The 23,745-nt window shown below is 74.9% G+C and carries 21 protein-coding genes; 10 read left to right on the top strand and 11 right to left on the bottom strand.

All coding sequences use genetic code 11. The annotated features are described in order from the left end of the window. Positions 1-93: 93 nt before the first annotated feature. Positions 94-666 carry a DUF3000 domain-containing protein gene (locus tag ACN27C_RS31590; RefSeq protein ID WP_120571001.1) on the bottom strand — a complete coding sequence of 191 codons (573 nt, stop codon included), beginning with the start codon at positions 664-666 and terminating at the stop codon, positions 94-96. A 166-nt stretch (positions 667-832) separates the two neighbouring features. Between ACN27C_RS31590 and hemE the strand changes: the two genes are divergently transcribed. The 3 genes from hemE to hemQ are packed head-to-tail and all read left to right on the top strand — an operon-like array spanning position 833 to position 4,041. Further along, entirely contained in the window at positions 833-1,924 is a 1,092-nt protein-coding gene (gene hemE, locus ACN27C_RS31585) for a uroporphyrinogen decarboxylase (protein WP_205776070.1), read from the top strand. A gap of 9 nt (positions 1,925-1,933) precedes the next feature. After that, on the top strand, positions 1,934-3,343 hold the full coding sequence (gene hemG / locus ACN27C_RS31580) for a protoporphyrinogen oxidase (protein ID WP_422749980.1): 1,410 nt from the start codon (positions 1,934-1,936) through the stop codon (positions 3,341-3,343). Continuing rightward, positions 3,340-4,041 (top strand): hydrogen peroxide-dependent heme synthase, encoded by a 702-nt coding sequence (hemQ, locus tag ACN27C_RS31575; RefSeq protein ID WP_120570998.1) that lies wholly within the window; start codon positions 3,340-3,342, stop codon positions 4,039-4,041. The genes hemG and hemQ overlap by 4 nt, the downstream gene beginning before the upstream one ends. Before the next feature lie 45 nt (positions 4,042-4,086). On the opposite strand, the gene ACN27C_RS31570 is transcribed toward hemQ, so the two are convergent. The 4 genes from ACN27C_RS31570 to ACN27C_RS31555 form a co-directional block, all read right to left on the bottom strand. Next, the gene (locus tag ACN27C_RS31570) at positions 4,087-5,217 is read right to left on the bottom strand and encodes a lytic polysaccharide monooxygenase (RefSeq protein WP_120570997.1); all 1,131 of its coding nucleotides are present in this window, start codon (positions 5,215-5,217) and stop codon (positions 4,087-4,089) included. A gap of 107 nt (positions 5,218-5,324) precedes the next feature. Further along, positions 5,325-5,768: a GNAT family N-acetyltransferase gene (locus tag ACN27C_RS31565; RefSeq protein WP_422749977.1), complete on the bottom strand. Its 444-nt coding sequence runs from the start codon at positions 5,766-5,768 to the stop codon at positions 5,325-5,327. Positions 5,769-5,862: 94 nt separating this feature from the next. After that, positions 5,863-6,540: a hypothetical protein gene (locus tag ACN27C_RS31560; RefSeq protein ID WP_422749975.1), complete on the bottom strand. Its 678-nt coding sequence runs from the start codon at positions 6,538-6,540 to the stop codon at positions 5,863-5,865. A 53-nt stretch (positions 6,541-6,593) separates the two neighbouring features. After that, a complete protein-coding gene (locus tag ACN27C_RS31555; RefSeq protein ID WP_208578018.1) occupies positions 6,594-6,854 on the bottom strand; it encodes a Prokaryotic metallothionein in 261 nt (86 codons plus the stop codon). 155 nt (positions 6,855-7,009) lie between these two features. On the opposite strand from ACN27C_RS31555, the gene ACN27C_RS31550 reads away from it, so the two are divergent. Further along, entirely contained in the window at positions 7,010-7,285 is a 276-nt protein-coding gene (locus ACN27C_RS31550; protein ID WP_120570994.1) for an isoamylase early set domain-containing protein, read from the top strand. Between the two features lie 8 nt (positions 7,286-7,293). Here the strand turns inward: ACN27C_RS31550 and msrB are convergent, their stop codons facing one another. Beyond that, complete coding sequence (msrB, locus tag ACN27C_RS31545; RefSeq protein ID WP_013284828.1) at positions 7,294-7,704, bottom strand: peptide-methionine (R)-S-oxide reductase MsrB; 411 nt, start codon at positions 7,702-7,704, stop codon at positions 7,294-7,296. Positions 7,705-7,751: 47 nt separating this feature from the next. On the opposite strand from msrB, the gene ligD reads away from it, so the two are divergent. Continuing rightward, a complete protein-coding gene (ligD, locus tag ACN27C_RS31540) occupies positions 7,752-8,777 on the top strand; it encodes a non-homologous end-joining DNA ligase (RefSeq protein WP_121686439.1) in 1,026 nt (341 codons plus the stop codon). Positions 8,778-8,904: 127 nt separating this feature from the next. On the opposite strand, the gene ACN27C_RS31535 is transcribed toward ligD, so the two are convergent. Beyond that, positions 8,905-9,717, bottom strand: coding sequence for a hypothetical protein (locus tag ACN27C_RS31535; protein ID WP_422749972.1), 813 nt, complete (start codon positions 9,715-9,717; stop codon positions 8,905-8,907). A gap of 316 nt (positions 9,718-10,033) precedes the next feature. Between ACN27C_RS31535 and ACN27C_RS31530 the strand changes: the two genes are divergently transcribed. Genes ACN27C_RS31530 through ACN27C_RS31515 form a run of 4 tightly spaced genes read left to right on the top strand, consistent with a single transcriptional unit; the run spans position 10,034 to position 17,700 of the window. Next, positions 10,034-13,219 carry an FtsX-like permease family protein gene (locus tag ACN27C_RS31530; protein WP_422749970.1) on the top strand — a complete coding sequence of 1,062 codons (3,186 nt, stop codon included), beginning with the start codon at positions 10,034-10,036 and terminating at the stop codon, positions 13,217-13,219. Next, positions 13,216-15,939: an FtsX-like permease family protein gene (locus ACN27C_RS31525; protein ID WP_422749968.1), complete on the top strand. Its 2,724-nt coding sequence runs from the start codon at positions 13,216-13,218 to the stop codon at positions 15,937-15,939. Before ACN27C_RS31530 ends, ACN27C_RS31525 begins: the two co-directional genes overlap by 4 nt. 1 nt (position 15,940) lies before the next feature. Next, positions 15,941-16,975, top strand: a complete 1,035-nt coding sequence (locus ACN27C_RS31520; RefSeq protein ID WP_013284833.1) for an ABC transporter ATP-binding protein — start codon at positions 15,941-15,943, stop codon at positions 16,973-16,975. Next, entirely contained in the window at positions 16,975-17,700 is a 726-nt protein-coding gene (locus ACN27C_RS31515) for an ABC transporter ATP-binding protein (RefSeq protein ID WP_357135842.1), read from the top strand. Before ACN27C_RS31520 ends, ACN27C_RS31515 begins: the two co-directional genes overlap by 1 nt. 73 nt (positions 17,701-17,773) lie before the next feature. Here the strand turns inward: ACN27C_RS31515 and ACN27C_RS31510 are convergent, their stop codons facing one another. Both ACN27C_RS31510 and ACN27C_RS31505 read right to left on the bottom strand, forming a co-directional pair. Further along, positions 17,774-18,226, bottom strand: a complete 453-nt coding sequence (locus tag ACN27C_RS31510; protein ID WP_422749965.1) for a GNAT family N-acetyltransferase — start codon at positions 18,224-18,226, stop codon at positions 17,774-17,776. 146 nt (positions 18,227-18,372) lie between these two features. Beyond that, a complete protein-coding gene (locus tag ACN27C_RS31505) occupies positions 18,373-19,521 on the bottom strand; it encodes a helix-turn-helix domain-containing protein (RefSeq protein ID WP_357899930.1) in 1,149 nt (382 codons plus the stop codon). A 172-nt stretch (positions 19,522-19,693) separates the two neighbouring features. Here ACN27C_RS31505 and ACN27C_RS31500 point away from each other — a divergent pair, with 172 nt between their 5' ends. Continuing rightward, positions 19,694-20,968 (top strand): YncE family protein, encoded by a 1,275-nt coding sequence (locus ACN27C_RS31500; RefSeq protein WP_422749962.1) that lies wholly within the window; start codon positions 19,694-19,696, stop codon positions 20,966-20,968. Between the two features lie 15 nt (positions 20,969-20,983). Here the strand turns inward: ACN27C_RS31500 and ACN27C_RS31495 are convergent, their stop codons facing one another. Then, on the bottom strand, positions 20,984-22,588 hold the full coding sequence (locus ACN27C_RS31495; protein ID WP_350815135.1) for an alpha/beta hydrolase: 1,605 nt from the start codon (positions 22,586-22,588) through the stop codon (positions 20,984-20,986). 19 nt (positions 22,589-22,607) lie between these two features. Next, on the bottom strand, positions 22,608-23,720 hold the full coding sequence (locus ACN27C_RS31490) for an ATP-dependent DNA ligase (RefSeq protein WP_422749960.1): 1,113 nt from the start codon (positions 23,718-23,720) through the stop codon (positions 22,608-22,610). Positions 23,721-23,745 lie beyond the last annotated feature (25 nt).

Here is a 23,745-nt window from a genome sequence, read left to right as displayed (position 1 = left end):
TCCGCCCGAAGGCCGCCCCGGCTCGCCCGGGGCGGCCTTCGCGCATCGGGCGTCAGCGGTGGAGCCGGCCGGGCGGCGGAGAGGGTACGACGGTCAGGCGGCGCCCGCCGAGCGGCGGGTGGGCAGCGCGGTGACACCGGGCGGCGGCAGGCCGGCCGTGGAGGCCAGCAGCGTGCACCAGCCCAGCAGGTGCGGGCCGAGGTCGGCGCGCAACGGCGTCCAGGAGGCGCGGATCTCGATGTCACCGGCGGCGGGCGGCCCGGCCAGCTCGCCGAAGCGGGTGGAGAGCGTCTGGGTGACGGTGCCGCCGATCGCCCGGTGCCCGGCGCCCTGCACGTCGAGCGCGTCGGTCAGCCAGGTCCAGCCGACGCCCGGCAGCAGCGGGTCGCTGGCGAGGTCGACCTCCAGCTCGGCGGTGACGTACGTGACCAGCCGCAAGGTGCCCTGCCACGCCTCGTGCCCAGCCGGGTCGTGCAGCAGGATCAGCCGGCCGGTGGCCACCTCGTCGTCGTCGCGCATCACGGCGGCGGACAGCGCGAACGCGTACGGTGCCAGCCGCTGCGGCGCGCCGACCTCCTCCAGGACGATCTCCGGGCGGGGTGTCACCGACCGCAGCCCCGCGACCGCGCGAGCGAACGTTTCCGGGAGCGCGATCGGGGGGGCCATGCGGGCAGCCTATGCGCGCTCACCGCGCGGCGCGCGACGGCGCGCCGGGTGATCGACGGTTAAGGCGACGCTCTGCCGGAGGCGTCGGGCGGGTGCCCTTCCTTCTACGTCACAAATGCGGACGGTGAGCGCGGGCGCGCACCGGGGGCGTGGCACGATTGCCGCGATGACCACCGACACCACGGGCACTGCCGCCCGAGACGGAGAACCCCGCCGCGGCGGGCCGGCCGACTCGCCCTTCGTCCGCGCCTGCCGGCGCGAGCCGGGCCCGCACACCCCGGTCTGGTTCATGCGCCAGGCCGGCCGGTCGCTGCCGGAGTACCGGGAGATCCGGGCCAACGTGCCGATGCTGGAGTCCTGCCGCCGGCCCGAGCTGGTCACCGAGATCACGCTCCAGCCGGTGCGCCGGCACGGCGTGGACGCGGCGATCCTGTTCAGCGACATCGTGGTGCCGGTCGCCGCGGCCGGCGTCGACCTGGACATCGTGCCCGGCACCGGTCCGGTGGTGGCCGAGCCGGTCCGTACCGCCGCCGACGTCGAGCGGATCAGCCCGATCGGCCGCGACGACGTGTCGTACGTGGACGAGGCGGTCCGCCGGCTCGTCGTCGAGCTGGGCGACACCCCGCTGATCGGCTTCGCCGGCGCTCCGTTCACGCTCGCCAGCTACCTGGTCGAGGGCGGCCCGTCGCGTACGCACGCCAAGACGAAGGCGCTGATGTACGGCGACCCGGACCTGTGGCACGCGCTGTGCGCGCGGCTGGCGGAGGTGACGCTGGCGTTCCTCCAGGTGCAGATCGACGCCGGGGTCTCCGCGGTGCAGCTGTTCGACTCGTGGGCCGGCGCGCTCTCCGAGGCCGACTACCGCCGTTTCGTGCTGCCGCACTCGACGTACGTGCTGGGCGGGCTCGCCGACGCGGGTGTGCCGCGGATCCACTTCGGGGTGGGCACCGGCGAGCTGCTCGGCGCGATGGGCGAGGCCGGGGCCGACGTGGTGGGCGTGGACTGGCGTACGCCGCTGGACGTCGCCACCGGCCGGATCGGCCCGGACAAGGCGGTGCAGGGCAACCTCGACCCGACGGTGCTGCTCGCCCCCTGGCCGGCGGTGGAGACCGAGGTGCGGCGCATCGTCGAGCAGGGCCGGGCCGCTCCCGGCCACGTGTTCAACCTCGGTCACGGCGTCCTGCCGGAGACCGACCCCGAGGTGCTGACCCGGGTGGTCGCGCTGGTGCACGAGCTGACCGCGCGACCGGAGCGCTAGGAGGAGACAGTGGTGCGACCGTGGCGGGTGGCGATCGTCGGTGGCGGGATCACCGGGCTGGCCGCCGCCGTCCGGTTGCGCGACCGGGCTCCCGGGGGCACCGAGATCACCGTGTACGAGCAGTCCGGCCGGCTCGGCGGCAAGCTGTTCACCGGTGAGCTGGCCGGTGGCCCGGTCGAGTTCGGCGCCGAGTCGTTCCTCATGCGCGACCCGGCCGGTGGCGAGTCGGCGGCGGTGACGCTGGCCCGCCGCCTCGGCCTGGACGAGGAGATCGTGCACCCCACGGTCGGGCAGGCGGCCCTGCTGGTCGACGGCACGTTGCGCCCGGTGCCGGGCGGCACGCTCGTCGGCGTACCCGGGGATCTGGACAAGGTGGCGGCGGTGGCGCCGCCGGCCGCGGACGCCGACCGCGACGCGGGCCACCCGCTGCTGGCCGACGGCGAGGACACCTCGGTCGGTGAGCTGGTCCGCAAGCGTCTCGGTGACGCGGTGGTGGAGCGGCTGGTCGACCCGATGCTCGGCGGCGTGTACGCGGGGCGGGCCGACGACCTGTCGCTGGTCACCACGATGCCGGCTCTGGCCCGCGCGGCCCGCGCCGAGCACACGCTGGTCGGTGCGGTACGCGCCGCGCAGGCCGCCGCGCCGCGCGCGCCGGGCGCCCCGGTCTTCGGCACCCTCGCCGGCGGGCTGAGCACGCTGGTCGCGGCGGCGGCGACGGCGAGCGGTGCGACGATCCGCCGGGGCGCCGCGGTACGCGAGCTGCGCCGCACCCCGGACGGCTGGCGGCTCACCGTCGGGCCGACCCGCGACGCCGAGCACGTCGAGGCCGACGCGGTGCTGCTCGCGGTGCCGGCCCGCCCGGCCGCCCGGCTGCTCGCCGCCGCCGCGCCCGAGGCGGCCGGCACGGTCGGCGCGCTCGACTACGCCAGCGTCGCCCTGATCACGCTCGCGCTGCCCGGCCCGGCCCTGCCGGAGCTGTCCGGCTTCCTGGTGCCGGCCGTCGAGGGGTTGACGATCAAGGCGTCGACGTTCTTCACCACCAAGTGGGGGCACCTGCGGCGGCCGGACGGGCTGGCGCTGGTGCGCGCCTCGGTCGGCCGGTACGGCGACGAGACGTCGCTCCAGCTCACCGACGACGACCTGGCCGACGTGGTGCACCGGGAGCTGTCGGCTGTGCTCGGCGCGCCGCTGCCGGTCCCGGTGGCCCGGCACGTGCAGCGGTGGGGTGGCGCGCTGCCCCAGTACACGCCCGGGCACACCGCCCGGGTGGCGGCGGTCCGGACGGCGTTGCGCGCCGCCCATCCGACGCTTGCGGTGGCCGGGGCCGGCTACGACGGCGTCGGCATTCCGGTCTGCGTCCGCTCCGGCGAGACGGCGGCCGAAGAGATCATCACGGCACTGGGAGGATCGGCAGCATGACCGAGCAGACCAACGCGGCGCGGCTGCGGGAGCTCAACGAGACCATCCGCTACACCATGTGGTCGGTGTACCGGGCCACCAGCCCGCTGCCGTCGCTGCGGGAGAACGTCGTCGACGAGGTCGAGTCGCTCTTCACCGAGCTGGCCGGCAAGGACGTCACGATCCGGGGCACGTACGACGTGGCCGGGCTGCGCGCCGACGCCGACCTGATGATCTGGTGGCACTCGTCGTCCAGCGACGCGCTCCAGGACGCGTACCTGCGGTTCCGCCGCACCACGCTGGGCCGGGCGCTCACCCCGGTCTGGTCGCAGATGGCGCTGCACCGCCCGGCCGAGTTCAACAAGAGCCACATCCCGGCGTTCCTGGCCGACGAGCAGCCGCGCGCCTACCTGTGCGTCTACCCGTTCGTGCGCTCGTACGAGTGGTACCTGCTGCCCGACGCTGAGCGGCGTGAGCTGCTGTCCGAGCACGGCAAGATGGCCCGGGGCTACCCGGACGTGCGGGCCAACACGGTCGCCTCGTTCGCGCTCGGCGACTACGAGTGGATGCTGGCGTTCGAGGCCGACGAGCTGCACCGGATCGTGGATCTCATGCGCGACCTGCGTGCCTCCGGCGCCCGCCGGCACGTGCGGGAGGAGATCCCGTTCTACACCGGCCGCCGCCGCCCGGTCGCCGACATCGTCAACTGCCTGGTCTGAGGGTGCCCGGCCGGGACCGCGAGCGCGGTCCCGGCCGGAGCCCGGTCAGGCGGTCGTCGTGCAGGACAGGATGCCGGGCACCGGGTTCGTCGCACCGGCCGAGCCGGTGAAGCCGAACGAGGTGCTGGCACCCGGCGCGAGCGAGCCGTTGTAGGCCACGTTGCGTGCCGTCACCAGCGTTCCGCTGGTGGTGACAGTGGCGTTCCACGCCGAGTTGACCTGCTGGCCGTTCTGGTAGTTCCAGCTCACCGACCAGCCGCGGATCGGTGAACCGCTGCCGTTTGTCACCTTCACCTCGGCCTGGAAGCCGCCGCCCCACGAACCGGTGATCGCGTACGTCGCGGTGCAGCCACCGGCCGGGTTCGGCGTGGTCGGGGGCGGGCTGGTCGGCGGCGTGCTGGTGGGCGGCGTGCTCGTCGGCGGGGTGCTGGTGGGCGGGGTGCTGGTCGGCGGGGTGCTGGTCGGCGGGGTGGTCGGGCCGGACCCGCCGAAGTCCACGTCGCTGCACAGGTAGTAGGACTGGTCCAGGTGGCTGGCCTGCCAGATGGTGTAGACGATGTGCCGGCCGGTGCGGCCCGGCGCGTTCGCCGGGATCTGGATGGACACGCCGTCCACCTCACGCGTCCACTGGCTGGCCGGGGTGTTGCCGATCTGGCCGACCAGTTCCAGGTCGCTCCAGCGCAACGGCGAGGTGAGCGCGTTGAAACCCTGCTTGGTCACGTACACCCGGATGTAGTCGGCGCCGTGGCTGGCCTGGTCGAAGAACTTGACCCGGAAGCTGTTGGTGACCGGCACGGTCTTCCAGGCGCCGACCGTGTCGAGCGCGTTGTACCGGCCGCTCTGGGTGCGTCCGCCGCTGCACAGCTGCCCGTCCGGGATGGCGCCCTGGTGGTTGCCGGCCACGCCCTCGCGGAACAGGCCGTTCCAGTTCCACATGGCGTTCGGGTCGGCCTGCCACGCCTGCCAGCACATCGGGTCCTGGGTGGCCATGGCCGGGTTCTGGAAGTCACCGCCCCAGCGCTGCCAGCAGCTGTAGGCGCGCGAGGCCGGGTCGACGACCGACCCGTGCGCCGAGGCCGGGCCGGAGAACGCGGTGGTGAGCAGCGCCGCGACGACCGCGCAGACGGCGAGGATCGCCGCCGCGAGCGGTAACGGGCGGCGGTACGGAGTGGACATGGGAAAGCCTCCGGGATGGGTGTCGGTGCACGACGCCCGGACTGTCGGGAGTTGCCCTCTCCCGCGTGGCGGCTCCGCCCGCAGGGTGCCACAAAAAGCGACAAACGTCAATGAGTCGGGCTGCGGCGCATCGGGGTGTGCGGGATGCCGTCCTCGACGTAGCCGGGGCCGTCGACGGTGAAGCCGAACCCGGCGTAGAAGCCGACCAGGTGCGTCTGCGCGTCGAGCACGCACGGCCGGTCACCCACCACGGCCAGGGCCTCGGTCATCAGCGCACCGGCCAGGCCCGCGCCGCGCGCCGCCGGCGCCACCACGACCCGTCCGATCCGTGCGACGCCGCCGGGGTCGGCCAGGATCCGCAGGTACGCGACCACGGCGCCGTCGCTGCTCAGCCACAGGTGGCGGGTGCCGGGCTCGACGTCCCGGCCGTCCAGTTCCGGGTACGGGCAGGACTGCTCGACCACGAACACGTCGATGCGCAGCCGGAGCAGGTCGTGGAAGGTGCGGGCGTCCAGGTCGGCGAAGCCGGCCAGGTGGGACTCGACGGGCATCGGCCCAGGGTAGGCGGCGCGTCTCCGGCCGCTCGTGCTCCCCCGGCGCGACACGTCGGCTCGGCGCGCGTCAGGCCGGCGCGGCCCGGCGCGTTCAGCCCTTCGACGTGCGCAGCCCGGTGGCGGTGGCGGTGACGGCGCGCTCGAACCAGGTGCCGGTGTCGGCCGCCGAGCGGGTCCAGACCGCGACGCACTGGGTCACCCGGCCGTGGTGCAGGCAGCCGTAGCGGTGCGGGAAGCGCGTGCCGTCGGACACGGTCATGGTCGCGGACACCACCCGGCCCGGCACGCCCAGCCCGGCGGGCAGGTCCGCCGCGGTGTGTCCGGCGGTCACCTGGCCGCCCTCCTCGTCGCGCTCGCACGCCTCCAGCACGCCGAAGACCTGCCGTACCGCGTCCGCCGCCGTCGGCTCGTCCGGGTAGACCACCGTCTCCTGGGCGATCTCGACGAACTCGCCGGCCGGGGTTCCCTCCGGCGTGACGAAGACCCGGGTGGACGCGACGAGCCGCCGGTCGAGCAGGGGCAGCGGGCGACCACAGGCGACGCCGTCGGAGTCGAGCTGCTCGCTGGCGTACTCCGGATCCTCGGCCAGGCCGATTAGGTTGCCGGTCGCGGCGTACCGGTCGCGCAGCGCCGCGGCGGCCCCGCCGTCGGTGGGTGAGGGCGCGACGAGCGCCGGATCGGGGGCGGTCGCGGCGCCGGGCTCGGTGGCGGAACCGCAGCCGGTGAGGGTGGCGACCAGGGCCGTCGTGATGATCAACCGTCGGGACACCGGAGGGATGCTAGACGGAGATCGACGCCGGTGGTGCCCCGGGAGCGCCCGCGTCAGGCGGGGCGGGCGCCGACCGCGTCGCGTACCTCGGCGCCCTGGTCGCCCTCGACGGCGCGGGCGCAGTGGGCGCAGCAGAAGAAGCGGCCGGAGACCTCGACGCCGTGCCCGACGATCTTGATCTGGCAGTGCTCGCAGATCGGCGCCATCTTGTGCACCGCGCACTCGAAGCAGTCGAACGTGTGCCGCGACCCGTCGACTGTGCGCACCTCGAACGCCATCCAGTAGTCGTTACCGCAAACCTCGCAGGCAGCCATGCGAAACCCCCCGAAAACGGACCTGTCATCCGAGAGTCGCGCAGAGGACACCTTCGAGCAACCGGAACCGGCGAACCTGATCCGGCCCCACGGCGAGTCGCTCCCGGCGTGTCGCGCGTTGACTCCTGTGACCGCCGAAAATCCCCGGAGGATTCGTGATCAAGCGCAACAGGCTCTTCGGCAACCAGACCCGGGTGACGTTCTCGCTGCCCCGGGACACCCCGGCCGGCACGGTCAGCGTGGTCGGCTGCTTCAACGGGTGGGAGCCCGGTCGGCACGAGCTGGTGCCGCGGCGCGACGGCACCCGTACCGTGACGGTCCGGCTCGCGCCGGGGGAGTACCGCTTCCGCTACCTCGCCACCGGCGGGGTGTGGCTGGACGACGAGGCCGCCGACCAGGTGGACGAGGCCGGCGGCCTGCTGCGGCTGTGACGCCGCCGTCAGCCGGCGCTGGGCTCCAGCCGCACCGAGATCGAGTTGACGCAGTGCCGGGTGTCCTTCGGGGTGAAGCCCTCACCCTCGAAGACGTGCCCGAGGTGGCTGTCGCAGCGCGCGCAGCGGATCTCCACGCGCCGCATCCCGAGCGTGTTGTCCGGGATCTCCTTGACCGCGCCCGGAATGGCGTCGTCGAAACTCGGCCAGCCGCAGTGCGAGTCGAACTTGTCCTGGCTGCGGAACAGTTCCAGCCCGCAGGCCCGGCAGTGGTAGACCCCGGGGGTCTTGGTGTCGACGTACTCACCGGTCCAGGGCGCCTCGGTGCCGGCCTCGCGGAGCACCCGGAACTCCTCAGGGCTCAGCCGGACGCGCCATTCGTCCTCGGTACGGGGCAGTTCGTTGTCGGAAAGACTCACCGTTCCACGGTACGTCGGGTGTCGGTGGCATCGCATATGGTCGCGTGATGGCGGGCAGGAGTGCGGTCGAGGAGATCGAGGTAGCCGGGCACACGGTGCGGCTGAGCAGCCCCGATCGGGTGATCTTCCCGCAGCGCGGCTTCACCAAGGCCGACGTCTTCCGCTACTACCTCGCCGTCGGCGACGGGATCATGCGCGCCCTGCGCGACCGGCCCACCACGCTCCAGCGCTTCCCCGACGGCATCGAGGGGGAGATGTTCTTCCAGAAGCGGGTGCCGCAGCGGGGCGTGCCGCCGTGGGTCCGCACCGCGCGGATCGCCTTCCCCAGCGGCCGCCCGGCCGACGAGCTGTGCCCTGCCGACCTGGCGCACGTGGCCTGGGCGGCGCAGATGGGCACAGTGGTGTTCCACCCGTGGCCGGTGCGCGCCGCCGACACCGACCGCCCCGACGAGCTGCGCGTCGACCTCGACCCGCAACCCGGGACCGACTTCGCCGACGCGGTGACCGCCGCCGGTGAGCTGCGCGGGCTGCTCGACGAGCTGGGCGTGCCCGGCTGGCCGAAGACCTCCGGCGGCCGGGGCGTGCACGTCTACCTGCGCATCCAGCCGCGCTGGACGTTCGTGGAGGTGCGCCGGGCCACCATCGCGCTGGCCCGGGAGCTGGAACGCCGCCGCCCCGAGCTGGTCACCACCGCCTGGTGGAAGGAGGAGCGCGGCGAGCGCGTCTTCGTCGACTTCAACCAGATGGCGCGGGACCGCACCATCGCCTGCGCGTACTCACTGCGCGCCAACGGCCGCGCCACCGTCTCCACCCCGGTCGACTGGGACGAGCTGCCGCAGGTCGACCCGGACGACTTCCACCTGGGCACGGTGCCGGCCCGGTTCGCCGAGCGCGGTGACCCGCACGCCGGCATCGACGACGCCCCGTGGGACATCACGCCGCTGCTGGAGTGGGCCGAGCGGGACGCCGCGGACGGGCTGGGCGACATGCCCTACCCGCCGGAATACCCGAAGATGCCCGGCGAGCCGAAGCGGGTCCAGCCGTCCAAGGACCGCGACCGCCCCCGCCCCTGACCTCGCCTCGCCGTTTCCTTGCCGCGGGTGGACCGGCGTGCGTCGTGCTCGGGCAGCGCGGCACGCGGCGTGCGTCGTGCTCGGGCAGCGCGGCACGCGGCGTGCGTCGTGCTCGGCTGACCGCGGCTCAGCCGGAGGCGGTCAGCAGGGCCCGGACCGAAGCGACGACGTGCCGGGGGCGGCGGTAGAGGTCGGTGGCCGTGTAGACCCGCATGCGCCAGCCGTGCTCGGCCAGCCAGTTGAGCCGGGAGCGGTCGTGGTGCAGCCGGCCGGGGTCGAGGTGGGATCCGCCGTCGTACTCCAGACCGATGCGCTGGTCGCGATAGCCCAGGTCGAGGCGGTAGATCGGTATCCCGTCGTGGTCGGAGACCCACAGCTGCGGCTCCGGCGGCGGCAGCCCGCCGTCGATCAGCAACAGGCGTAACTGGCTCTCCTGCCGGCACTCCGAACGCGGGTCGGCGAGCGCGACGAGTTGCCCCGCCTGTCGTACTCCCCGCAGGCCGGCGTGCCACGCCACCTCGGTCCGCAGATCCTCGTGGCGGCAGGCGCCGACTCGAAGGCAGAGGTCCAGCACCGGTAGCGCGTCCGGCCGCCGGATCCCCCGGGCCAGGTCCACCGCGCAGCGGGCCGCGGGCGCGCAGGGGATGCCGGCGATCTCCACCGCGTCCGGCACCGCCAGCACCGTCTGATGGGTCGCCACACCCCGGATGCGCGGCGCACCCACGCCGGGCGGCACGATCACGTGCACCCGGTCGTCCGGCACCGCCCCGAACCGGTGCAGTCGCGCGCCCGTGTGGAACCCCGCGACGGTGCCCGGCGGCAACCGCCGGAACAGGGCGCGCAACCGGCTCGTCTCGTCGTCGGCACAGCCGTAGACACCCCGGCCCAGCCGGCCCAGCCGTCCCGCCTCCACCTGGTGCCGGACTGCCCCACGGCTCATCCCACCCGCCAGCAACTCCCCGTACCGCCACACCCGCCCACCCTCCCGCCCCACCGCCCCTCCCGTCCGCCCCTGTGGACAGCCGCGCCCGCTACCCCGGTGGCCCCCGTCGATCTTGGAGTTGTGGTCGTTCCCAAAAGCCGCATAGAGCGCATTCGAGGTGCCACAACTCCAAGATCGACAGGGAGGTGGGCGGGGAGGGCGCGGTGGTGGGGCGGTGGGGACCGATAACGATCATGTAACGGGCGCGAACCTTTTGCGGGGTGTCACTGCTCTCTCTCGGCATCGGCCCGCCGGGGCCAGGAGAGGACGTCGGATGAAGCTGGTGTGGAGGCGGGCGGTAGAGGCCCGTGGGCTGCTGCTCGCCGCCGCTGTCGCGGCACTCGTCGCGGTCGCGTTGGTCACCGGGCTCTCCGACTACAACCGCCGTGCGGTCGAGGCGGGCGCCCGCGCGGTGCTCGACGCCGCCCCGGCCGAGGAGCGCAGCCTGCTGATCAGCGGCTCCGGCGGCGCCGACGCCGCCGCGTTCGCCGAGCGGGACCGGGCGGTACGGGAACAGTTCGCCGACGGCCTCGGCGGTGCTCCGGTCACAGTGGCCGGGACCCGCTCCGGGACCGGGCGGGAGCTGACCGGTGACGTGGGCGCCGCCCGTACCGACGACGATCCGATGTTCGCCAACCTGGCCACGCTCGACGACCTGCCCGCGCACGCCGAGCTGGCCGCCGGGGCGTGGCCGGTGCCCGGCAGCAACCCGTTGCAGGTGACGTTGCCGGAGAAGGTGGCCGCGCAACTGAGCCTGGAGGTCGGGGAGCGGGTGCCGCTGTACGACCGGGGCGCGGAGCGCGCCGGCACGGTGGTGGTCGTCGGCACGTGGCGGCCCCGGGACGCCGCCGAGGCGTACTGGCGGCTCGCCCCGGGGGTGGGGGAGAGCCAGGGCGACGCGGAGATCACCTCGTACGGGCCGTTCGCGCTCGACCCGGCCGACTTCGCCCGCACCTTCCCGGGCTCCACCTCGGCGGCCTGGGTGGTCGACCCCGACCTGGTGGCGGTCGAGCCGGCCCGGCTGCCCGCCGTGACCACAGCGCTGGACGAGATCACCGGGAAGCTGCCCGAGGCCACCGGCCTGGGCTCCTCGACACAGCAGGTCAGCCACCTGGACCGGCTCGTCGACCGGCTCAGCCGGGCCGACCTGGTGGGCCGGTCCGCGCTGCTCACCCCGCTGCTGCTGATCGTGGTGCTCGGCGGGTACGCGCTGGTCCTGGTGGCCGCGCTGCTCAACGAGGACCGGCGGGCGCAGACCGCGCTGCTGCGGGCCCGGGGCGCGGCCCGGGGGCAGATCGCCGGGCTGGCCGTACGCGAGGCGACGCTCGTGGTGGCGCCGGCGCTGCTGCTGGCCCCGGCGCTGACCGGGCAGGCGATCCACTACCTGGGCGCGGACCTGGGGCTGGCCGACGGCGACTTGGCCCGGGTGTGGATGGTCGCGGTCGGCGCGGCGGTGGGCTGCCTGCTCGCCATGGTGCTGCCGGCGATGCGCCGGGCCGGCACCTACGTCGCCGACATGGCGGCCCGGTCCCGTCCCTCCCGGGGAGCGGCGGTGCAGCGGGCGAGCGTGGACATCGTGCTGGTGGCGCTCGCCGTGCTCGCCTGGACCCAGCTGCGGCAGTACTCCTCGCCGCTGGCCGGCGCGAACGGCAGCCTCGGCATCGACCCACTGCTGGCGGCCGCCCCCACCATCGGCGTGCTGGCCGGCGCGGTGATCGCGCTGCGGCTGCTGCCGCCGACCACCCGGATCGCGGAACGCTTCGTGGACCGCCGGACGTGGAACGCCACCATGTTCGGCATGTGGCAGGCGGGCCGCCGCCCGCACGCCGGTCCGGTGCTGCTGCTCGCGCTCGCCGTCGGCGGCAGCACGCTCGCCTGGTCGCTCGTCGCCTCCTGGGAACGCTCGCAGCGCGACCAGGCGCAGCACACGGTCGGCGCGGACCTGCGGCTGACCGAACGGGACGGCACCGCCCCCGCGGACCGGGCCGCCCAGCTGGCCGCCGTACCCGGCGTCGACCGGGTGCTGCCGGCCTGGCGCGACGACGTACGCCTGGGCCGTGAGGCCCGGCCGGCGACAGTGGTGGCGTTCGACGCCGCCGCCGCGAAGGGGATGATCCGGCTCGACGACGCCGGCGGTGACGCGTCCACCGGTGCCCTGCTGGACCGGCTCGCGAACGGCCGGACCGCGCCGGCCGGCGGCGTTGTGCCCGAGGGGGCGAAGACGCTGTCCGGCACCGTCCGCACGCCTGTCGACAGCATGTACGACCGGCCCCGGGTGACGGTGACCGCGTTGTTCACCACCGACGCCGGGGCCACCTGGCGGGTCCGGCTGGCCGAGGCCGACGGCGACGGGAAGCCGATGCGCTTCTCGGTGCCGGTGCCCGACAGCGGCGGCGCCCCGCTGCGCCTGGCCGGCTTCGAGGCCGACGGCGGCGACGCCACCGGCAGCTCCTACCGGCTGCTCCTGGACGAGCTGCGGCTCACCGACGCCGACGGAGGGGTCCTGCCGGTGCCGGTGGAGGGATCCTGGCGGGTGATCGACCCGGGCTCCGGGCCGCGCGGCACCGCCAAGGCGAGCCCGACCCGGATCGACGGGACGCAGGGCTTCGACGTGCCGGCCGGGCTGTTGCAGTTCGCCCGGGTGTCCTCGTCCCGGTTCGCGCTGGTGCCGCAGGCGCCGGACCGTCCGGTGCCGGTGCTCGTCACCCCCGGCGTCGCCGCCGCGATGAGCCTCAAGACCGGCGACACCGTCAAGCTGTCGGTCGCCGAGGTGACGGTCGAGGTCACTGTGGTCGGCCAGGTCGCCGCGGTGCCCGGCACCGGGGGCGACGGGGTGCTGCTGGACCTGCCCACCGCCACCACGCAGCTCCTCGAACGCAGCGGCGGCGTCCGGCCGGTGGCCGAGTGGTGGCTGGGCACCACGCCCGGCGGGCACACCGCCGCCGCTGACGCGCTCGCCCCGACCGGCGGCACGGTGCTGCTGGACCGCCGTGCGGTGGCCGCGGAGGCCGCCGAGGACCCGTACTGGCAGGGCGCCCGCACCGGGCTGCTGGCCGCCGCGCTCGGCTCGGTGCTGCTCGCCCTGGTCGGCCTGGCGGTCGACGTCTGGGCCACCACCCGGCGCCGGCTGACCGAGTTCGCCGTGTTCAACACGCTCGGCGCGAACACCCGGCTGCTGGCACGCGCGTACCTCGCGGAACAGACGTTCCTGGCCGCGATCGGCGTCGGCGTCGGGATGCTCGTCGGCGCCCTCGTCGCGGCCACCATGGTGCCGCTGGTGATCCTCACCCCGGCCGCCGGCCGGCCGGTGCCCGAGGCGGCCTTCACAGTGCCCTGGGTGCCGATCGGGACGACAGCCGCCGGGCTGCTGCTCGCCGCGCTCGCCTTCGCCGCCCTCATCACCACCGGCATCCGCCAGCGGGTCGCCGCCGCGCAGCTCCGGATCGGAGGAGAACGATGAGCCTTCCTGGTGCCGCGCGCCGGGTACGCGCATACGGCGGGCAGTTCCTGCTGCTCGCCGTCCTGACCCTGGTGACCGCCCTGCTGATCACCGGGGTGCCCCGGGTCGCCGACCGGCTGACCGGGCAGGGGCTCACCGAGTACGTCGCAGGGCAGCCGGTGGCCCGCCGCGACCTCACGTACAGCACCGCGCCGACCGCGTTCCCGCCGTCGACCCGGGCCGCCGTGACCGGTAACGCGGCCGAGCTGGCCGGGATCGAGGAGGCGATGCCCGCCGAGGTCCGGGACAGCATCGGCCAGCGCTGGTACGTCGCCCAGACCGTCCCGGGACGGCTGCGCGGCCCGACGCTCGCCCCCGAGAAGGGGCTGATCGACGTGCACCTGCGTGCCGGTACCGGCATCAAGGAGGCGGCCACCCTGGTCGACGGGCGGTGGCCGGAACGCCCCGCCGCCCCGGCCCGCACGGTCGAGGTGACGCTCGCCGAGACGATCGCCGGCACGCTCGGCGTGAAGACCGGCGACCGGTTCCAGCTCCTGATCCTCGATCCGGACGACAACGTGCTCAAGTCCCTCCAGGTCCACCTGGTCGGCGTGTGGCGGCCGAACGACCCGGCCGACGGCGTCTGGGACACGCTGCCGTCGATGCTCAAGCTCACCCCGCCCGAGGGCGACGGCGACCCGTTCGTGGGCGTCGCCTACACCGCCGACGGCGGCGTCGACGAGGCCGTCGCGACCGGCTGGCCGGTCAGCTTCGGCTGGCGGTACCGGATCGCCCCGGACCGGCTCGAACCGGGCCGCCTCGACGCGCTGATCGCCGGCGTCGACGGGCTGGAGCGCAGCCGTCCCGCCGTGGCGACGCTCAGCCAGGGCGTGGACATCGCGCTGCGGCGCTTCGCCGACTCGCTCGCCGCCGCGCGTACCCTGCTCGCGGTCATCGCGGCCGGGCTGCTCGCCACGCTGGCCGGGCTGACGCTGCTGGCCGCCCGGCTGGCCGCGCGCCGCCGCCGCGCCGAGTTCCACCTGATCCGGGCACGCGGCGGCTCCACCGGCGCGGTGCTGCGCCGCGGCCTGGCCGAGTCGCTGCTGGTGCTGCCGGCCGCGGCCGGGATCGGCTGGCTGCTCGGCGGGCTGCTGCCCGGCACCGGGGCGTCGTGGCGCTGGGTGGTGATCGCCGGGCTCCTGGCCACGCTGCTGCCGCCACTGGCCGCGCTCGCCGTCGGCCGCCGGGCCGGTGGGCGTTCCGACCTGGGCGGCCGGTCGCCCGCCGTCCGGCTCACCGTCGAGGTGGCGGTGCTCGGGCTCGCCGTGCTCGGCGCGTTCCTGCTGCGCCGGCGCGGGCTCACCGCCGGTTCGGTGGACCCGCTGCTCGTCTCGGTGCCGGTGCTGCTGGCGATCGCGGCGGCGCTGCTGGCGCTGCGCGCGTACCCCTGGCCGTTGCGGCTGGTCAGCCGCGTCGCCGCCCGGGCGCGCGGCAGCGTCGCGTTCCTCGGCACCGCCCGCGCGGGCCGGGCCGCGACCACCGGGCCGCTGGTCGTGGTGGTGCTGGCCGTCGCCACCGCCGCGTTCTGCGGCGTGGTCGCGACCGGCATCGAGACCGGCCGGGACACCGCCGCCGCCCAGGCCGTGCCCGGTGACCTGCTGGTGGGCGGGGAGCGCTTCACGCCGGACACCGCCGAGAAGCTGGCCGAGCTGCCGGGGGTACGCGCTGTCGCGCCGCTGCTCACGGTGCCGGCCGAACGCCCGTACTCCGACCGCGCCGGACGTCCCGCCCCGATCACCGAGATGCGTGTGGTGCTGGTGGACGGGGAGCGGTTCGCCGAGGTGGCACGGGAGGCCGGCGTACCGGTGAGCGTGCCCGACGCGGTGCGGGCCCGCGCCGACGGGAACAGCCCGCTGCCGGCGCTGGTGTCCCCCGCGGTGGCCGAGGAGCTGGCCGACGCCGGGCTCGCCGACGCCCGGGGTGAGCGGCCCGCCTGGCTGGACGTGCAGGGCAACCGGCTGCCGGTGCGGACCGCCGCCACCGTCGACGAGTTCGCGCTCGTGGGCGAGGGCGTACGCCGGTTCGTGGTGCTGCCGTGGCCGGCGTTGCCGGCCGACGCGCCGCACCAGCTCGCGCCCACCGGTTTCGTGCTCGCCGGGTCCGGCGTGGACGCGGCCGAGGTGGACCGGGTCGCGCGGGAGGGGCAGCGCCGCTACCTGCGCATCGGCGGGGTCGACACCGGCGACAAGGCCCGCGCGCCGGAGGTGACGACCCGTTCGGCGGTGCGCGCCGACCTGGGCGGCAGCGGCGTGAACGGCCTGCTGGTGTTCGGGTTCGTGCTCGGCGCCGGCGGCGGCGCCGCGCTGGGGCTGCTCGGGCTCGCGCTCGCGGTGCTCGCCGGGGCCCGCTCGCGCGGGCAGGTGTTGTCCCGCCTGCGCACCATGGGCCTGTCCCGCCGCCAGTGGCGCGGACTGCTGATGGTGGAGCTGACGCCGCTGGTGCTGGTGTCGGTGCTCACCGGAGCGGTGGTCGGCGCGTTGCTGCCACTGCTGCTCACACCGGTGCTCGGCCTGCCCGCCTTCACCGGGGGCGTGGACGTGCGCCCCAGTTTCGAACCCGGCCTGGTGGCCGGGGTGTCGGTCCTGGCCATGCTGGCCCTCGGCTTCGCGATCACCGTGGAAGCCGTGAACAACCGCCGGTTGCGCCTCGGTGAGGTGCTGCGGCTCGGAGAGGAGAGCTGACATGACCGCGACCGCTTCCGGTCACCCGGGCCCGGCGCGTCTCACGCCGCGCGACGAACCGTCGTCCGCCGTACCGGACCTGGCGTCACTGCAACAGCGTGCCGCGCAGCGCGCCGCCGAACGGGCCGGCGGGCGCGACCGGCTGCGCGGGCACATCGTCTGCGACGGTCTGGTGCGCATCTTCAAGACCGAGGGCGTCGAGGTCGTCGCCCTCCAGGGCCTCGACCTGGTCATCGACCGGGGCGAGCTGGTCGCGATCGTGGGCGCCTCCGGCTCCGGCAAGTCGACGCTGCTGAACATCCTGTCCGGCCTGGACACCCCGACCGCCGGCATCGCCCGGGTCGCCGACTACGACCTGCTGTCGCTGTCGAACAAGCGGCGGCTGGCGTACCGGCGGGACGTGGTCGGGTTCATCTGGCAGCAGACCGGCCGCAACCTGCTGCCGTACCTGACCGCGCTGGAGAACGTGGAGCTGCCGATGAAGCTGGCCGGACGGGCCGGTGGCGGGCGCAAGCGGCGCGAACGGGCCCGTGAGCTGCTGGACATGGTCGGCGTCGGCTACTGCGCGGACCGCCGGCCGGGCCAGATGAGCGGCGGTGAGCAGCAGCGCTGCGCGGTCGCCGTGGCGGTGGCCAACGACCCGGAGATCCTCTTCGCCGACGAGCCGACGGGCGAGCTGGACGAGGCCACCGGCGCCGAGGTCTTCGCCGCGCTGCGCACCATCAACGCCGAACTGGGGGTCACCATCGTGGTGGTCACCCACGACCACGCCGTGGCCGGCCAGGTCCGCCGTACCGTCGCGATCCGCGACGGCCGGACCGCCTCCGAGGTACGCCGGACCGCGCGCGTCACCGCCGACGGCGGCACCGAGATGGTCAGCGAGGAGTACGCGGTGCTGGACCGCACCGGCCGGATGCAGTTGCCGGCGCAGTTCGTGGAGGCGCTGTCGCTGCGCGACCGGGTCCGGCTCAACCTGGAACCCGACCACGTCGAGGTGCGCCCCGGCGACCGGGCGCACGGCGAGGAGAGTGAGTGATGACCGACCAGACAGTGGTGCTGCCGGCGGTGCCGGCGTCGGCCGTCGAGGACGTGGTCCGGGTCGAGGGGGTGAGCCGCACCTTCGGCAGGGGCGAGCACGCCGTGCACGCCGTGCGGGACGTCTCGTTCACGGCGGGACGCGGCGAGCTGGTCGCCGTCCGGGGTCGCTCCGGCGCCGGCAAGACCACGCTGCTGAACCTGGTCGGCGGCCTGGACCGGCCGGATGCCGGCCTGATCCGGGTGGCCGGGCACGACGTCACAGCGGCCGGCGAGCGGGAGCTGCTGTCGCTGCGCCGGGGCACGATCGGGTTCGTGTTCCAGACGTTCGGCCTGGTGCCGATCCTGTCCGCGGCGGAGAACGTCGGGGTGCCGCTGCGGCTGGCCAAGGTGCCGGCGGCCGAGCGGGAGCAGCGGGTGGCGGTGCTGCTGGAACTGGTCGGGCTGGGCGGGCACGCCGCGCAGCGCCCGTACGAGCTGTCCGGCGGCCAGCAGCAGCGCGTGGCGGTGGCCCGGGCGCTGGCGAACGAACCGGACCTGCTGATCGCCGACGAGCCGACCGGTCAGCTCGACTCCGAGACCGGGCGGTCGATCATGGACCTGCTCCGGGCGGTGGTGCACGCCCGCGGCATGACCGCGCTGGTGGCCACGCACGACCCGGCACTGATCGAGCTGGCCGACCGTACGCTCACGCTGCGCGACGGCCGGCTCGTCTCGGAGGACTGACCCGCACGCCGGGCCGCCACCGGGGCGGCCCGGCGCCGGGCAGCGGCCGGCCCGGCGAAGGTTCGGGGCCGGGTCAGAGCGCCAGTTTCATGCCCTCGTGGCTGGCCACGAAGCCCAGGTCGCGGTAGAACCGGTGCGCGTCGGCGCGCTGCTTGTCGGTGGTGAGCTGCACCAGCGCGCAGCCGCGGTCGCGGGCCCGGTCGATCGCCCAGCGCATCATCGTCCCGCCCAGCCCGCGGCCGCGCCGGTCGGAGCGCACCCGCACCGACTCGATCAGGCACCGTTCGGCACCGTGCCGGCCCAGCCCCGGGATGTACGTGAGCTGGAAACAGCCGACCAGCTCCCCGCCGTCCTCGGCGACGATCAGCTGGTTGCGCGGGTCGGCGTCCAGGTCGGCGAAGGCCCGCTCGTACGCCTCGTCCACCTCGGGCAGGTCGCGGGTGCGGCCCAGCACGTCGTCGGCGAGCAGCGCGAGCACGGCGGGCAGGTCGGCGCGGACCGCCTCCCGGAAGATCACCTCGGTCACCCGGCCAGCCTGGCACAGTGCCTCGCGCCGGTGTGGCCCGGGCGGCGTCCCGACGTGTCGTCCGGTCGTGCCGCCTGGTCGTGTCGCCCGGCCACGGCCGGGCGGTCGCGTCGTCCGGTCGCGTCGTCCGGTTGCGGCGGCCGTGGTCAGCCGCCGTCCAGCCAGCTCCGCAGCGCCCACCACCAGTGCACGGTCTCCGGCACCGTGCACCGCGCCCCCTCCTCGACCGGCGGCCCGCCGGTCAGCTCCCGCAGCCGCCGCAGCCGGTAGCGCACCGTGTTCGGGTGGACGTGCAGCGCGGCGGCGGTCTGGTCCAGCCGCTGACCGTGGTGCAGCCAGGCGAGCGCGGTGCCGGCCAGCTCCCGGTGGAAGCCGTCGGCCGGGTCGAGCGCGCCGAGCAGCGTGCCGCGCAGCAGTTCGGCCAGCAGCGGCTGGGCGGCCAGCGCGGTCTCCCCGGCCAGGTCGGTGACCCGACGCAGCCCGCGCAGCCGCCGGTTGGCCGCCGTGGCGAGCGCCGCCAGGCAGAGCGCGTACATGGCCGGGGCCCGCTCCAGCGGCTGCGCGGGCGCCACCAGCGTCAGCAGGTCGGCCGGTACGGCGTCGGGCGGTCGCGGGAGCAGCCCGGCCAGCCGGTCCCCGACCGTGCCGAGCAGGCCGCCCCGCGCGGTGAGCTGCCGGTGCAGGGCGTACGCCCGGACCGGGTCCGGTGGCGCCGCGACCAGGCAGTGGTAGCGCCCGTCCGGCCGCAGCCCGAACCGGGTCAGCTCGGCCGGGGGCAGGCCCGCCGGGCCGTCACGCAGCAGCCGCCGCAGCAGGTGCGCCCGGGCCGCCGCGCCGGTGCGCACCAGTTCCCGCTCGGCGCTGCGGTGCCCGTCGACCACGGCCCGCTCCACCGCCGCGGCGTACCGGCCGATGGTGAGCAGTCCCTCCAGCAGCACCTCGTCGGGGATGCCGGCGGCCCGGCCGTGCCGGACCACCAGCTCCACCGCCCGGTCCCGCCCGGCCTGCACGCCGCGCAGCAGCCCGGCGACGGAGACGCCCTGCGCCGCCCGGTCCGCGCCCAGCCGGCGGGCCTCGGCGAAGTCCCGCCCGGCCGGATCCTCGTGGCGTTCCAGCGCGCCGAGACCGCTGGTCAGCAGCAGGACGACCTGACGGCGTACCTCGTCGGCGGGCAGCCGGGCCACCTCGGGGGAGTCCGCGCGGGCCGCCCGCGCCACCTCGTCGAGCGCGGCCGGATCGGCGGACAGGTCGCGCAGCAACGCGCCGAACGTCGGGGCCTGTCCGGTACGGGTCATCGGCGTCCGCCGCCCTCCGGTTGTCGACACGGCACAACCGGGCCGCCCGGGCGTTGGCGTCAGCTCCCTAGCCCCGGCGGCCGGCCGGTTGCTCTCCTGGTTGTTACCGCAAGGTAACACCGCTCGCGCCACTGAGAAACGTCGATGTCCTACCGGCTGCCAGGAGGCGTCCATGACACCCGTGCCACCCCGCCCGTCCCGCTCCCGCCGCCGTGCCGGCCTCGCCGTCCTGGCCGCGCTCGCCCTGGTCGCGCCGGCGCCGCTGGTGACGGCCCCCGCGCCGGCCACCGCCGCGGTCGCGCTCCAGGAGGTGATGTTCGTCGGCAACAACTGGGACGGCACCGCCGACGTCATCCGGTCCCGTGGCGACTACGCCAGGCTCGGCCGGATCAACGTGATCCCGGACCGCGCCGCACGCCTGCGCGAGATCTACCTCAACCCGATCAAGCTGGCGTTCTTCCTCGGCATCCGGCAGGGCCCGGGAGAGGGCCACGACCAGCTCATCGACGACATGTACACCACGCCGGACGGCACCGCGCTCGTGGTGTCCCGGCCCAGCTTCGCCGACGTCGTCTCGATCGACCTGGCCACCGGCGCGCTGCGCTGGCGGTTCCCGGTCTCCGGCTACCGCGCCGACCACATGGCCGTCTCGCCCGACGGCACCCGCGTCGCGGTCTCCGCCTCCACCTCCAACACGGTGCACGTGCTGGACATCCGCACCGGCGCGCAACTCGGCTCGTTCGGCGCCGGCGACAAGCCGCACGAGAACATCTACACCGACGGCGGCACCCGGCTGTGGAACATGTCCATCGGCGAGGTCAACACCGACCTGGACGCGCCGTGGCTCGACTGGACCAAGGGCGACCGCCGGATCACCGTCGCCGACACCAGCACGTACCAGGTGGTCAAGGTGATCGACATGCGGGACCGGCTGGACGCCGCCGGCCGCCGGGATCTCTCCGACGCGGTCCGCCCGGCCGTGTTCACCCCCGACGGCAGCCGGCTCTACTTCCAGGTGTCCTTCTTCAACGGCGTGGTCGAGTACGACGTGGCCACCGACCGCGTCACCCGCGTCGCCACGCTGCCGAAGAACCCGGCCACCAGCGAGGACCGCACCACCTGGGTCAACGACTCCCGGCACCACGGCCTGTCGATGAGCCCCGACGGCACCCGGATCTGCGTGGCCGGCACCATGGACGACTACGCCACCGTGATGGACCGGGCCACGCTGCGGGAGGGCCCGCTGGTGTCCGCGAGCAAGCCGTACTGGGCCACCGTCAGCGGGGACGGCCGGGACTGCGTGATCTCCGAATCCGGCGCGGACCAGGTCACCGCGATCAGCTTCGCCACCGGGCAGAAGGTCGCGAGCGTCCCGGTCGGCGACCACCCCCAGCGCGTCCGCATCGGGCACATCCCGGAGGGCTGGACGCCCCCGGCCGCCGGCTGACCGGCGGCCGCACCGTCACCGGGCGGGGCAGCGCAGCCCCTCCCGGGGGACGGTGAGCGAGATCAGGTACGCGTCGACGGCCGACGTCACGCACGACGTCTGCGGGTAGGCGGTGTGCCCCTCGCCCTCCCAGGTCAGCACCCGCCCCACCCCGAGCATGGACGCGAGCGCGGGCGTCTGCTCGTACGGCGTGGCCGGGTCACCGGTGGTGCCGACCACCAGGATCGGCGGCGCGCCGTCCGCCCGGCCGGTCGGGTACGGGTCCCGCTCGCCGGGCCACTCCACGCAGCCCAGCATCCCCACCGCCAGCGCGGGACCGAACAGCGGATACTTCTGCCGCCACTGCGACTGCAACGAGCGGACCTGCTCGCGGGTCGGCTTCTCGGTCTCGTCGGCGCAGTTGACCGCCAGGTTCGCGTCGAACAGGTTGGAGTAGTGCCCGTCGGGCTCGCGGCCCGCGTACGCGTCGGCCAGCTTGAACACGCCGTCCGGGTCGCCGCCCTGGAGGTCGTCGATCGCCCGGGCCAGCTCCTGCCAGCCCTGCTCGGTGTAGAGCGATGAGATCACCGCGTAGAAGACCCACCCGGGGGTGGCCTTGCGGCCGTCCTGCGCGCGTGCCGGGGAGGCCTTCGCCTTGGCGATCGCGTCCGTGACCGCGCCCCGGGCGTCCGGGGCGATCGGGCAGCGGCCGGCGTTCGCCGCGCACCACCTGGTGAAGTTGTCGAACGCCCGCTCGAAGCCCTTCGCCTGGCTCTCCGACCCGGCGATCAGCTTCTGCTGCGGGTCGACCGCGCCGTCGAGCACCAGGGCGCGCACACGCTGCGGGTAGAGCTGCGCGTATGTGGCGCCGAGCAGCGTGCCGTAGGAGTAGCCGAGGTACGTCAGCTTGTCGTCGCCGACCGCCGCCCGGACCGCGTCCATGTCCCGTGCGGCCTGCTCGGTGCCGTAGAGCGGGAGCTGGTCGCCGTACTTCGCGCCGCATCGCTCGCCGATGCGCCGGTTGAGGCCGACGAAGCCGTCGAACGACGACTGGCTCTCCGGGTCGGGGTCGTAGCCGAAGCTGGCGTCCAGGTCGGCGTCGGAGATGCACTTGACCGGGCTGGACCGGGCCACCCCGCGCGGGTCGAAGCCGACGATGTCGAACCGGTCCGTGACCGCCGTCGGCAGGCCGCCGAACGCCGGGCCGAAGGACAGGTAGACGGCGGTGTCGACGCCGGACGCCCCGGGACCGCCCGGGTTGATCACCAGCGAGCCGATCCGGTCGCGCTGCTTGGTCGAGCGGGCCCGGATCAGCGCGATCTCGAACGTCTCGCCGGCGCCCGGCCCGGCGGTCGCGCCGGTGGTGGCCCCGGTGCCCCAGTTGCGCGGCACGGCGATCCGGGCGCAGTCGTAGCGCATGTCCGCCGCGCCCCGCCCGACCAGCTCGTCGGGCACCTCCGGGCAGGCCCGCCACTCCGGCGCGGTGCCCGGCGGGGCGGCCTCGCCCTCGCTCTCGGCACGCGGGGCGAACGCCGGCAGCGTGCAGCCGGCGGTGAGCACCACCGCCGCGACGAACGCGGCCAGGACGGGCCGGAACCGGCGGGGCCGGTCGGGGAAGCGGGTCACGTGGGCGCCCTCCATGATCGTGTCGACCGTCAGGCTACGCCCGGCCGCGGGTGTCACCGACCGTCGCCGCCGGATCGCCGCGCAGCACCTCGTCGACGTCGTAGCGGATCGGGCGGTCGAGCTGGCCGTAGTCGCAGGAGCGGGGATCACGGTCGGGACGCCAGCGCAGGAACCGGGCGGTGTGCCGCAGCCGGTCGCCCTCCATCGCGTCGTACGCCACCTCGACCACCAGCGCCGGGCGCAGCGGCTCCCACTCCAGGTTCTTGCCGCCGGTCCACCGGCTCACCCCGCCCGGGATGCGCTGACCCCGCTCGTGGTCGCCGTGCACCCACGGGTGCTCGCCGCCGACGTCGCGGTAGGGCTCCAGCTCGTCGAGCAGCTCCTTGCGGCGGGCCATGGTGAAGGAGGAGCTGACGCCGATGTGGTGCAGCACGCCGTCGTCGTCGTAGAGGCCGAGCAGCAGCGAGCCGACCACCGGACCGGACTTGTGCCAGCGGAAACCGGCCACCACCGCGTCCATCGTGCGCGCGTGCTTGACCTTGAACATGAGCCGCTTGCCCGGCTCGTACGGCAGCTCGGCCGGCTTGACGATCAGCCCGTCCAGCCCGGCGCCCTCGAACACGTCGAACCAGCGGCGGGCCGTCTCCGGGTCGGTGGTCACCTGCGTCACGTGCACCGGTGGGCGCACCCCGGACAGCGCCTGCTCCAGCCGCTCGCGGCGCCGGGGATAGGGCTGGTCCGTGAGCAGCTCGTCGTCGATCGCCAGCAGGTCGAACGCGACGAAGTCGGCCGGGGTGGTCTCGGCCAGCATCTTGACCCGGGAGGCGGCCGGATGGATCCGCTGGGCCAGCAGCTCGAAGTCGAGCCGGGGCTGCCCGCCCGGGCCGTCCCGGCGGATCACGATCAGCTCGCCGTCGACCGCGCACCGGGGCGGGAGCTGCCGCCGGGCCTGCTCGACCACCTCGGGGAAGTAGCGCGTCATCGACTTGCCGCCCCGGCTGGCCAGCTCGACCTCGTCGCCGTCGCGGAACACGATGCAGCGGAAGCCGTCCCACTTCGGCTCGTAGGTCAGGCCGTCGTCGGTGGGCAGCTCGGCCACGCTCTTGGCCAGCATCGGCTCGACCGGAGGGTTGATCGGCAGGTCCACGGCGACCAGTCAACCAGACCCCACC

It is taken from the genome of Micromonospora sp. WMMD1219, assembly GCF_049315215.1.
Taxonomy (GTDB): domain Bacteria; phylum Actinomycetota; class Actinomycetes; order Mycobacteriales; family Micromonosporaceae; genus Micromonospora; species Micromonospora tulbaghiae.
Note: the sequence above shows the minus strand (reverse complement) of the source record. Positions and strands in the feature narration are given on the sequence as shown.